The following is an 11,971-nucleotide window of genomic DNA, read 5'->3' as shown; positions in this document are numbered from 1 at the left end:
GAAAATGGAGTGATGATGGTATGGCTACTTCAATAAAAGATGTTGCTAGAGAAGCTGGTGTTTCAATTGCTACTGTTTCAAGAGTTTTAAATGATATAGATGTTGTAAACGAAGATACTAAAAAAAAGGTTTTAGATGCAATAAAAAAATTAGGCTATAGACCTAATATAGTAGCTAGAAGTTTAAAAACTCAAAGAACAAAAACAATAGGAATATTAGTCCCAGATATTTCAAGTGGTTTTTACCCAGAAATAGTTAGAGGGGCAGAGGACGTTGCAAATATTTATGATTACAATGTAATATTATGTAACTCAGACTTTGATTCAGAAAAGGAAAAAGAATATTTAAGAGTTCTTAAAGAAAAAATGGTTGATGGAGTTATTTATATGAGTTCATCGCTAGAAGAAGAAATATTAGATATAATAAATGAATTAGATTTAAAAACTGTACTAGTTGAAACTAAAGATAAAGAAGGAAGTTTACCAAGTGTAACTATTGATAATATTAAAGCTACTTATGAAGCAACAGAGTACTTGTTAAATAAGGGAGCTAAAAATATAGCCTTTGCTGGAGCAAAGAAGGAAGCTATGAATGCTTGGGGAGATAGATACATAGGGTATAAAAATGCATTAACTGACAAAGGTATAGAAATAGACGAAAAGTTAGTGTTTGCAAACAGCTTAAAAGTTAAAACTGGTCACGATGCAGTTCAACAATTTTTAAGTTCTAATGCAGATTTTGATGGTGTAGTATGTGCATCAGATGAAATTGCTATGGGTGTAATTAATGCATTAAGAGAAGCTGGAAAAAGCGTTCCTGAAGATGTAAGCGTTATTGGATTTAATGATAATGCAGTAGCATCAGTATTCTATCCTAAGATAACTACTATAAACCAACCAAGTTATGATATGGGATCTGTAGCTATGAGAATGCTAATAAAGATACTAAACAAAAAAGAGTTAGATCAAGCTCAATATGTTTTAGATTATAGCTTAGTAGAAAGAGATAGTTGTAAATAAGTATAGTGAAATAAGGTGCGAATGTGCCTTATTTTTTTGTCTAAATTTGAGTTGTAATTTATTAAAATATATGGTAATATATACATGTGGTATAAATTAAACGTTTTCATAAAATTCGACTTTGTTTATAAAAGGGGAAAGAAATATGGTTGTATATGGCTTAAAATCTAGAATTGGGTGGTCTGGAGACAATGGCTTAGGAGAGAATTTAATTTCACAAATTGAGAGAGGTGAAAAAACTGCCATTTGTAGTTTTAAAGAATTTAGTAATTATGAAGAGCTAGTTGATATATATTCAACTAAGGGTAAGTTAGTTACTGTTGAAAATTACAAGGGAGAACCTAAATGTAATGTTAAGGTTTTAGAAGTTTTTGAGACGGATTTCCATAATCCTGACATTAGGGTAGTTCAGGGTGAAGGTTATGGAAATGATGTAGAATTGTTTAAAGAAGAACATAGAAAAATTTATGCAGGATTAAAAGGGAATAACAATATTCCAAGTGATGCAAAAATAACAGTTGAGTTATTTGAATTAGTGAGTTAAAAATATGGTTATAAAAAGCAGCTTCATTAAAAATGAAGCTGCTTTTTATTTGTATGTAGTTTAAAATATAAAAGCCTCTCAAAGGAGAGGTTTTTATATTATACCTTCAGTTTTAAGTATATTTTCAAGCTCTTGAACTTTCTCTGTTAGAGCAATAAATTTCTCTTTTATTATTTCACCAGGAATTTCAGTTCCATCAATTACTTTTTCCATATCTTCTACAGCTTGTAAAGCCTCATCTATATCTTGTTGAGCTAATTTTAAATTTGATTCGTTCATAGTTAAATCTCCTTTTATACTGTACATAATTAATATTAGATACCTTTATCCTATCACTAATAAATAGCATATGCAAGGCATATATTTATAAAAGAATTTTTAAATAGTGGAGGTGAAAATATGATTAATTACATTTGGTTTGGAATGATATTTTTAGGTATTGTAGTAGGTTTATTTACAGGTAACGGTGAAGGTATTTCTAAAGCAATAATAGGGTCGGTAGATTCTACTGTAGAGTTAGTAATAGGATTAACAGGATTAATGTGCTTTTGGTGCGGAGTTATGAAGGTTGCTGAAAAAAGTGGGTTTACAGATAAGCTAGCAAAAGTTTTAAGACCAATATTAAAGCTTATATTTAAGGAAGCAGCAAAGGATGATAAGGCATTAGGAGCAATAGTTATGAATATAACTGCAAATATGATGGGCTTAGGTAATGCAGCAACACCGTTTGGAATAAAGGCAATGAAGGAAATGGATAGATTAAATAAAGAAAAAGGAACAGCATCTAATGATATGGTATTATTTTTAGTTCTTAATGCAGCATGTATTCAATTAGTACCTTCAACAATAATATCAATTAGAGCAGCATGTGGGTCAAGTAATCCAGGAGTAATAATACTTCCTGCTATTTTAGCGAGTGTTATTGCAGCTACTGTTGGAGTTGTTTGTTGTAAAACACTTCAAAGATATTTCTAAAGGGAGGTAATAGAATGTTTCAGTATTTAACTAAGAGTATTATACCAATAATAGTAGTTGTAATAATTACTTATGGAATGTTTAAAGGAAGAAAAGTTTATGAATGGTTTATTGAAGGCGCAAAAGAAGGGTTACAAGTTTGTTTAAACATATTTCCATATCTTTTAGCTATGATAGTAGCTGTGCATATTTTTAGAGAGTCTAATTTATTAGATATGCTAAATAATTTAATAGCACCAGTAACTGGAGCTATAGGATTACCAAGAGAAGTTACACCGCTTGTATTAATAAAGCCATTATCAGGTAGCGGTGCAATGGGAATCTTAACAGATATATTAAAAACATATGGACCTGATACTGCTATTGGGCTAATAGCTTCTGTAATAATGGGGACAACCGAGACTATATTTTATACTGTAACAGTATATTTTGGAGCTGTGCAAATAAAGAAGATAAGACATACATTATGGTCAGCTATTTTCGCAGATATTACAGCTATAATAGCTGCAATATTTTTAGTAAGTGCATTAATATTATAAAATTTAAAAGTATGGAAACTATTTTATGAATTAATAAGTCTAATAAGTATATAATTAATTACAATTTGGTCACACTTTAGTAATAACTTAATAAGGGTAATATATTATAATATATTTATAGAATTTTATTATAGGAGAATTAAAGATGGAGTGGAACAATAAAAACATTTTTTTGTCAGAGCAAGATCTTACAAGGTTGGCTATATTTTTAGCATATGGTATTGGAATAGGAATATTAGTAGGATTATTTTTAGATAATATACCATTTTACTTTTCATTAGGAGGAGTTATAGCTATCATAGCATCATTGATAACTTCAATGATTTTAAATATTTCTAAAGATAAAAAGTTAGACTAAGCATATAACAATTATCATTGGAGGAATAAATGAAGGATATAAAGAACGATATAAGTAAGTGCAGTATATTTAAGGGAATAGATGTAACTGATATTGAAAAAATTAAATACAAGGTCGCTTATTATAAAAAGGGAGAAACGATAGCTATTGAAGGAGCAAAATGTGATTCAATAGGAATAATCATAAATGGATGTAGTGAAATACAGAAAATATATCCAAATGGAAAGATTATAGTTATGAAAAAACTAAAAAATTACGATACCTTTGGAGAAGCAATAGTTTTTTCAAAAGAAACTACTTATCCATCAACTTTAATTTCTTTAAGTGATACTAAAATAGTATTTATAAAAAAGAATGAGATAATTGACTTGTGTTTTAAAAATGTAAGGTTCTTAAATAACTTCATGGAGATGCTAAGTGAAAAAATAATAGAATTAAATAAAAAAATAAAAGATAGTAACTTAATAACTGTAAAGCAAAAGGTTGTCAATTTTATACTTGAAGAATATGAAAAGCAAATGAGTAATAAGATTAATATTAATATGAGCAAAAAAGAATTAAGTGAAATATTAGGAGTTCCACGACCATCTTTATCTAGAGAGTTAATATTTTTAAGAGAAAATAATATTATTAATTTTAATAAGGATAATATAGAAATTTTAAATTTAATTGAACTAAAAGAAATAATGTATAAATAAAATGAACTTTTTTTATAATCGGTAACATTTGTTACCGATTTAATTTTTATAAGGAATTATAATTAGCGCATAGTTAAATTTTAAAGACTTGGAGGATAAATTATGGAGAAAAAAATGTTTTGTTTTCAATGCCAAGAAGCTGCTGGGTGTAGTGGATGTACTATAAAGGGAGTATGCGGAAAAACACCAGAGTTAGCAGCTATACAGGATTTATTAATATATGCGACTAAAGGTTTATCAGAGGTAGTAGTAAAGCTAAGAGAACAAGGAAAAGCTATAGATTCAGACGTAAATCATATGGTTACGATGAATTTATTTACTACAATAACTAATGCAAATTTTGATGATGAAATTTTTTATAATAGAGTAAAGGAAACATTAGCTAAAAAAGATGAATTGATAATGAAGTTAAGCAATAAAGAAACTTTAAGTAAGGTAGCTTTATGGACAAGTGAAGATAGAAAAGAATTAGATAAAAAAGCAAGAACTGTTGGTGTATTATCAACTTGTAATGAAGATATAAGAAGTTTAAGAGAATTAATTATTTATGGATTAAAAGGAATGTCTGCATACTTAAAGCATGCTAATGCTCTAGGTTACGATTCAGAAGAAATATCATCATTTATGCAGATAGCTTTAGCTAAAACTATATATGATAATGTAACTTTAGATGAATATGTAGCTCTAGCACTAGAAGTAGGAAAGGTTGGGGTCGATGGAATGGCTTTACTAGATAAAGCTAATACAGAAACTTATGGACATCCCGAAGCTACTAAAGTAAATATAGGGGTTAAAAATAATCCAGGAATATTAGTTTCAGGACATGATTTAAAGGATTTAGAACAATTATTAAAGCAAACAGAAGGAACAGGGATAGATGTATATACTCATTCAGAAATGTTACCTGCTCATTATTACCCAGAGTTTAAAAAGTATAAAAACTTTGTAGGAAACTATGGTAATGCATGGTGGAAGCAAAAAGAAGAATTTGAAAGTTTTAATGGACCTATTTTAATGACAACAAACTGTATAGTGCCACCTAAGGATTCTTATAAGGGAAGATTATTCACAACTGGGGCTTCAGGATTTGAAGGATGTACTCATATAGATGCTGATGAAGATGGTAAAAAAGATTTCACTGAAATAATTGAAATGGCCAAAAAATGTAAGTCACCAGTAGAGATAGAAACAGGTGAAATAATTGGTGGATTTGCACATAATCAAGTATTAAGTTTAGGTGATAAAATTGTTGAAGCTGTTAAGACAGGAGCTATTAAAAAGTTCTTTGTAATGGCTGGGTGTGATGGAAGATCTAAATCAAGAGAGTATTATACTGATTTTGCAAAAGCATTACCAAAGGATACTGTAATATTAACGGCAGGATGTGCAAAGTATAAATACAATAAGTTAAACTTAGGTGAAATTTCAGGTATTCCTAGAGTATTAGATGCAGGTCAATGTAATGATTCTTATTCATTAGCATTAATAGCATTAAAATTAAAGGAAATATTTGAACTAGAAGATATTAATGATTTACCAATAGCATTTAATATAGCATGGTATGAGCAAAAAGCAGTAATTGTACTTTTATCATTACTATATTTAGGTGTTAAAAACATTCATTTAGGACCAACATTACCAGCATTCCTTTCACCCAATGTAGCAAATGTTTTAGTAGAAAACTTTGGGATTGGTGGAATAACTAATGTTGAAGATGATATAAATATGTTTATGAAATAATTAGGTTATATTAATAAGTGTAAATTTATTTTACACTTATTTTTATTTGTATTTTAAAGCTGATAAGGTATATAATTAATAATATAATTTTCAGAAATTTTAATCAATAGATATGTGTGGGGATGAGGGGGATATCATGGCACAAGAAAAATATTATATTATTAGTGAAAATGCATTGCCAGAGGTATTTAAAAAAGTACTAGAGATAAAAGAAATGATATGTAGTGAAAAGGCAAAGGATGTAAGTGAGGCTGTAAAAAAAGTAGGAATAAGTAGAAGTACTTATTATAAGTATAAAGATAGTATATTTGCTATGTCTGAAGGAATAAACAGTAAGAAAGTAACAATAGTAGTTTTACTTTCACATGAAACAGGAACTTTATCTAAGGTTTTAGATTGTATAGCATTTAATAAAGGAAATATACTAACAATAAATCAGGATATACCAATAAACATGGCAGCAAATGTTACTATAACTATAGATATATCTAACATGAAAAAAGACATAAAGTGTTTAGTAAATACACTAAAGGCATTACCTAATGTGGTAAATGTAAAGTTATTAGCTGCTGAATAAAGGGGAGAATATAAATATGAATAGTGAGTTTTTTAAGTTAAATAGGCAAAAGGTTGCAAATGAGATTGCAAATAATTCTTTAGCAATATTAGTTGCAGGTAATGCACCTAAAAAGACAGCAGATGAAAAATATCCGTTTACTCCAAATAGAAATTTTTATTATTTAACAGGTATTAATGAGGAAAATCATGTATTGATAATAAGTAAGATTAAGGATGAAGTAAAATCATATATTTTTATAAAGGAAGTAGATGAAGTTAAAGAAAAGTGGGAAGGAAGAACTATTAGAAATGATGAAGCTATAGAAGTAAGTGGAGTGGATGAAGTAAAGTACTTAAATGATTTAAATAGCTTTATTCATAAGGTAATTTCTGTGCATGAAGACATTAATGTTTATTTTGATTTAGAAAGAGACAGTTATGATGCTAGTGAATCTATTTCAGAAAATATTTCCCATGAAATATTAAGAAAGTACCCACAAGTTAAAATTAAAAATATAAACAAGTTAATAGGAAAGTTTAGACTTATAAAAACTAAAGATGAAATAGATGAAATGAGAAAAGCTATAAAAATAACTATCGATGGAGTAGAGCTTTTAATGAAAAGTTCTAAAGTTGGAATTAAGGAATATGAATTAGAAGCATATTTTGATTTTAAGTGTAAGACTAGTGGAGTAAAGGATTTTGCATTTAAAACAATAGCAGCTGGTGGTAGAAATGCAACTGTGCTTCATTATGTAGATAATGATTCTAAATTAAAGGATGGAGATTTAATATTATTTGATTTAGGTGCTCAATATAATTATTATAATGCAGATATATCTAGAACGTTTCCTGTGAATGGGAAGTTTACTGAAAGGCAAAAGGAAGTATATAATGCAGTATTAAGAGTTAATGAAAAGATAATTAGTGAAATGAAGCCTGGAGTTAAATTTATAGATTTAAATAAAAAAGCAAAAAATTTAATTGCAGAGGAATGTATTAATTTAGGTTTAATAAAAAATAAGGATGAAGTAGGAAAGTATTATTATCACAGTATAGGTCATAGCTTAGGATTAGATACTCATGATGTAGAACTTGAAAATAGAGATGTGACATTTGAAGCTGGGATGGTTTATACAGTAGAGCCAGGGATATATATAGAAGATGAAGAAATAGGAATTAGAATAGAAGATGATGTACTAATAACTGAAACTGGAAATGAAGTTTTAACAAAAGAAATGATTAAAAGTGTTGAAGAGATAGAGAAATTTATGGGAAATGAGAATAATTAGTGAATAATTATTAATAAAAAAATAAAAAATACTCTTGCAATGTCCGAATAATACTTGTATAATCAAATTAAATCAAACGTGAATAATGACAAGGGTAGAGGCGCGGTACTTAAGAGTACTACTAATGAGGTAAGCACTATGAGTTAGTAGGAAAGGAATTATCGCCGAAGCGTACAACTAATGCTTTATGGTTGTATAGCTGGGGTTGCATAGAATATATGTAACACTGTCACAAATTTTGTTTTGTGTTGAGCTATCATTTGAGGATTTTTTTGTATATTAATTCGTAATATATTGAGCCTTGAGTGAAAACTCAGGGCTCTTTTTTGATAATAATAAAGTTATCAGTAACCATTAGAAAAAATGGCTACCCTTTAATATTCACAACAAATTTTAAGGGGGAAATTATTATGAAAATCAACAGAAATCTAAGAGTAATTTTAATGACAATACTAATGTTAGTTTTAACAACAACAGTAGTATTTGCATCAGAGGTTGATGCAGCAACAATAAATTCAGAGCATTACGGGATATTAACTTTAATACCTCCAGTAATTGCAATTATTTTGGCATTTTTAACTAAGAATGTAGTTATATCATTGTTTGTAGGAGCTTTGTCAGGATGTTTCCTTATACAGCTTACAAACAGTAATTTCTTTGTAGCTTTAATTCAATCATTTTTAGACTTTGTATCAAGAGCATTAAATTCTTTAGCAGATCCGTGGAATGCAGGGATTGTATTACAGGTTTTAGTTATAGGTGGAGTTATTCATTTAGTGGCTAAAATGGGTGGAGCTAGAGCAGTAGCAGAAGCATTAGCTAGAAAAGCTAAAACAGCAAAAAGTACACAAGTTGTAACTTTACTATTAGGACTTGCGGTATTCTTTGATGATTATGCAAATTCTTTAATAGTTGGACCAATAATGAAGCCAGTAGCAGATAAAATGAAAATATCAAGAGAGAGATTAGCATTTATAATAGATGCAACAGCAGCTCCAATTGCAGGTTTAGCAATAATCTCAACATGGATAGGATTAGAAGTAGGATTAATAAATGATGGATTTGCAGGAATAGGATTAGAAGTAGATGCTTTTGGAGTATTCTTACAAACAATACCTTATAGATTTTATAATATATTAATTTTAGCATTTGTATTAATAACTTCATTGCTTTTAAAGGATTTTGGTCCTATGTATAAGGCTGAAATAGCAGCAAGAAGAAGAGATATGGAGGCTGAAAATGAAGTTGCATCAGAAAGTGCAATTGATAATTCAGACTTAGAACCTAAAGAAGGAGTTAAGCTTAGCATTTGGAATGCTATTATTCCAATAGGAACATTAATAGTTGCAGCTTTAATTTCATTCTACTATAGTGGGTATAGCACAATTATGGGTGGAGAAGATATAGCGCTTCAACAAATATTAACTAATGCACCATTTTCATTTGAAGCAATACAGCAAGCTTTTAGTGCATCAGATGCATCAGTAGCGTTATTCCAATCAGCATTATTTGCAAGTGTTGTAACTATAATTATGGCAGTAGGAAAGAAAATCTTTACTGTATCAGAAGCTATAGATGTATGGATAGATGGGATGAAGCCATTACTTATTACAGGAGTAATATTAATTTTAGCATGGACTTTAAGTTCATCAATAAAAGAATTAGGAACAGCTAAATATTTAGTTTCAATGTTATCAGGATCATTACCTTATTTCTTATTACCAAGTTTAATATTTATACTTGGAGCAGTAATTTCATTTGCAACAGGTACTGCTTACGGAACTATGGGTATATTAATGCCACTAGCAATACCTTTAGCATTTTCAATAAATCCTGATATGGGATATGTAATTGTAAGTACAAGTGCTGTATTAACAGGAGCTATATTTGGAGATCACTGTTCACCAATATCAGATACTACAATACTTTCATCTATGGGAGCAGGATGTAATCATATTGCCCATGTAAAGACTCAAATGTGGTATGCATTATTTGTAGCAGGAATAACAGTAGTATTTGGATATCTTCCGGCAGGATTTGGATTACCATGGTATATTGTATTACCAGTTGCATTATTAGCAGTATTTGTAGGAGTTCAATTATTAGGAAAAAAAGTTGAAGATACTTCTTCAAAATCTGCTTAATTAAAAAGTAAATTATATAATATGAAAAAAACGGTATGAGATAATAAATCTCATACCGTTTTCAATATTTAAATATAAAGATAATTAAACTAATGTTCCACCATGGAAATGAAGTTTAAATATTTCTTCACCGTTATATTTAATTGTTTCAACTCCATTAAATGATTCTATGTCACCATCATAGCTACATTCATAAGAGTATTTATTATTTTTAAAATGTTTAGGTCCTCTAAAAGGTGAATCAGCGTCGCAGTTTCTTAAAGCTTCTTTTAAAAAGCTAATAAAACCATATGGAGCATCAGGAACTAAAAGCTTCCCATTGTAATTCATACCCCAAAATAATTTTTCAGATTGCCATACTAATTCTTCTCCTATAATATTTGTATCTCCAATACAGCTATCTAAGTAATAATAATTATATTTTTTAAATGCATAATCTTTTGAATGAGGTCTAGATGACTTTTCAGTTTTACCTCCATTAGCAAAAGTATTTTGCTTAGCTTCTGTTAAGAATTTTTTGAATTGTAATGTTTCACTCATTTCCTATTCCCCCTTGTTAAATTATAGTTAAATTATAAAGGAAAATATTTACAAATACAACTAAATAATTTATATATTCTGAAAATAAAGAAAAGTTAATAAATATTACATATTTGATGTATAATTATGTTATAAAAAGGGGGCATAATTATGTGTTTAGTAAATGAGTTAAGAAGAGTTATGAAAGAGAATAATATAGATCATTATATAATTCCAAGTAGTGATCCACACCAAAGTGAGTATGTAGCGGATTTTTATAAAGGGAGATCTTATGTATCAGGATTTACAGGGTCAGCAGGTGTATTAGTTGTTTCTTTAAATTCAGCTAATTTGTGGACTGATGGAAGATATTTTATACAGGCAGAAAATCAGCTTAAGAATAGAAATATAGACTTAATGAAGATGAGAACTCCAGGATATCCAACAGTAGAAGAATGGATAGAAGAAAATGTTAAGGAAAATGAAGTTGTTGGTTTTGATGGGTGCGTATATTCTGTAAACCAGTTTAAAGAGCTAGAAAAAATATCTAAGGTTAAAAATATTAAAATAAAGATGGATAAGGATTTGTTAGATGAGGTATGGGGAGATAGACCTAACCTTCCAACTGAGAAAATTTTTATTCATGAAGTAGAATTTGCAGGAAAGTCAGCTAAAGAAAAATTAAGTTGTGTTAGAGCAGAAATGGATAAGTTATCAGTAGATAGCTATATAATTTCTTCTTTAGATGATATTGCGTGGTTATTTAATATTAGAGGAAATGATATTAACTTTAATCCAGTAGTTATGTCATATGCATTAATAAAAAAGGATTCAAGTGTTTTATATATCAATTTAGATAAGGTTGATAAAAATATAGAAGAATATTTAATTAATGAAGGTGTAATCTTAAAGGATTATGATGAACTTTATAATGATGTAAAGGAAATTAAGGGTAGCTTACTTATAGATCCATCAAAGGTAAATGCAAAAATCTATGTGAATGTAAGCGAAGATGTAAAGGTTATAGAGGATTTAAATATTACTACAAAGCTAAAGGCTATAAAAAATGATGTAGAGATAGCTAATTTAAAGAATTGCCAAGTACGTGATGGTGTAGCTATGGTAAAATTCATAAAGTGGTTAAAGGAATCTGTAAAGAGTGGAGAAGTAACTGAAATTTCAGCAAGTGAAAGATTATCACAATTTAGAGCTGAAGGTGATAACTTTAAGGGTGAAAGTTTTGGAACAATAGCTGGATATAAAGATCATGCTGCTATGATGCATTATTCAGCTACAAAAGAAACTCAATATGTATTAAAAGAAGAAGGGATGTTTTTAGTAGATTCAGGTGGGCAATATTTAGATGGAACTACAGACATTACTAGAACTTTTATTTTAGGTAACATAACAGAAGAAGAAAAGAGAGATTTTACATTAGTATTAAAAGGACATATTAATTTATTAACAGCTAAATTCTTAAAGGGAACACCAGGTAAAAATTTAGATATATTAGCAAGAAGACCTTTATGGGATTATGGATTAGATTATAAATGTGGAACAGGGCATGGAGTAGGATTCTTTTTAA

The 11,971-nt window shown here is 28.9% G+C and carries 13 protein-coding genes and 1 riboswitch; of the genes, 11 read left to right on the top strand and 2 right to left on the bottom strand.

Translation table 11 applies throughout. The features are described from left to right. Positions 1-20 precede the first annotated feature (20 nt). Complete coding sequence (locus ACRDBA_RS05795) at positions 21-1,019, top strand: LacI family DNA-binding transcriptional regulator (RefSeq protein WP_438571979.1); 999 nt, start codon at positions 21-23, stop codon at positions 1,017-1,019. 145 nt (positions 1,020-1,164) lie between these two features. Continuing rightward, a complete protein-coding gene (locus ACRDBA_RS05790; protein ID WP_438571978.1) occupies positions 1,165-1,563 on the top strand; it encodes an ASCH domain-containing protein in 399 nt (132 codons plus the stop codon). 93 nt (positions 1,564-1,656) lie between these two features. Here the strand turns inward: ACRDBA_RS05790 and ACRDBA_RS05785 are convergent, their stop codons facing one another. Next, on the bottom strand, positions 1,657-1,842 hold the full coding sequence (locus ACRDBA_RS05785; RefSeq protein WP_438571977.1) for a hypothetical protein: 186 nt from the start codon (positions 1,840-1,842) through the stop codon (positions 1,657-1,659). A 120-nt stretch (positions 1,843-1,962) separates the two neighbouring features. Between ACRDBA_RS05785 and ACRDBA_RS05780 the strand changes: the two genes are divergently transcribed. The 8 genes from ACRDBA_RS05780 to ACRDBA_RS05745 all read left to right on the top strand — a co-directional run bounded on the left by ACRDBA_RS05780 (position 1,963) and on the right by ACRDBA_RS05745 (position 9,867). Beyond that, positions 1,963-2,538, top strand: coding sequence for a nucleoside recognition domain-containing protein (locus ACRDBA_RS05780; protein WP_438571976.1), 576 nt, complete (start codon positions 1,963-1,965; stop codon positions 2,536-2,538). Between the two features lie 14 nt (positions 2,539-2,552). Beyond that, positions 2,553-3,077: a spore maturation protein gene (locus ACRDBA_RS05775; protein ID WP_438571975.1), complete on the top strand. Its 525-nt coding sequence runs from the start codon at positions 2,553-2,555 to the stop codon at positions 3,075-3,077. 145 nt (positions 3,078-3,222) lie between these two features. Next, positions 3,223-3,435, top strand: a complete 213-nt coding sequence (locus ACRDBA_RS05770; protein ID WP_438571974.1) for a hypothetical protein — start codon at positions 3,223-3,225, stop codon at positions 3,433-3,435. A 29-nt stretch (positions 3,436-3,464) separates the two neighbouring features. Next, on the top strand, positions 3,465-4,133 hold the full coding sequence (locus ACRDBA_RS05765) for a Crp/Fnr family transcriptional regulator (protein ID WP_438571973.1): 669 nt from the start codon (positions 3,465-3,467) through the stop codon (positions 4,131-4,133). 102 nt (positions 4,134-4,235) lie between these two features. Then, positions 4,236-5,873 carry a hydroxylamine reductase gene (gene hcp, locus ACRDBA_RS05760; protein ID WP_438571972.1) on the top strand — a complete coding sequence of 546 codons (1,638 nt, stop codon included), beginning with the start codon at positions 4,236-4,238 and terminating at the stop codon, positions 5,871-5,873. 136 nt (positions 5,874-6,009) lie between these two features. After that, complete coding sequence (locus ACRDBA_RS05755; protein WP_438571971.1) at positions 6,010-6,450, top strand: ACT domain-containing protein; 441 nt, start codon at positions 6,010-6,012, stop codon at positions 6,448-6,450. A 16-nt stretch (positions 6,451-6,466) separates the two neighbouring features. Further along, the gene (locus ACRDBA_RS05750) at positions 6,467-7,723 is read left to right on the top strand and encodes an aminopeptidase P family protein (protein ID WP_438571970.1); all 1,257 of its coding nucleotides are present in this window, start codon (positions 6,467-6,469) and stop codon (positions 7,721-7,723) included. Between the two features lie 87 nt (positions 7,724-7,810). Continuing rightward, positions 7,811-7,987: riboswitch (Lysine riboswitch) on the top strand. Between the two features lie 146 nt (positions 7,988-8,133). Next, positions 8,134-9,867 carry a Na+/H+ antiporter NhaC family protein gene (locus ACRDBA_RS05745; protein WP_438571969.1) on the top strand — a complete coding sequence of 578 codons (1,734 nt, stop codon included), beginning with the start codon at positions 8,134-8,136 and terminating at the stop codon, positions 9,865-9,867. Positions 9,868-9,951: 84 nt separating this feature from the next. Here the strand turns inward: ACRDBA_RS05745 and ACRDBA_RS05740 are convergent, their stop codons facing one another. Further along, positions 9,952-10,407, bottom strand: coding sequence for a DUF5680 domain-containing protein (locus ACRDBA_RS05740; protein WP_438571968.1), 456 nt, complete (start codon positions 10,405-10,407; stop codon positions 9,952-9,954). A gap of 150 nt (positions 10,408-10,557) precedes the next feature. Between ACRDBA_RS05740 and ACRDBA_RS05735 the strand changes: the two genes are divergently transcribed. Next, on the top strand, positions 10,558-11,971 hold a 1,414-nt coding region (locus ACRDBA_RS05735), incomplete at its 3' end, for a M24B family metallopeptidase (protein ID WP_438571967.1).

This window comes from Clostridium sp., assembly GCF_051654825.1.
In the GTDB taxonomy this organism is placed as follows: Bacteria; Bacillota; Clostridia; order Clostridiales; family Clostridiaceae; genus Clostridium.
The sequence above is the reverse complement of the archived record's forward strand: the minus strand, read 5'-3'. Positions and strand labels throughout refer to the sequence as shown.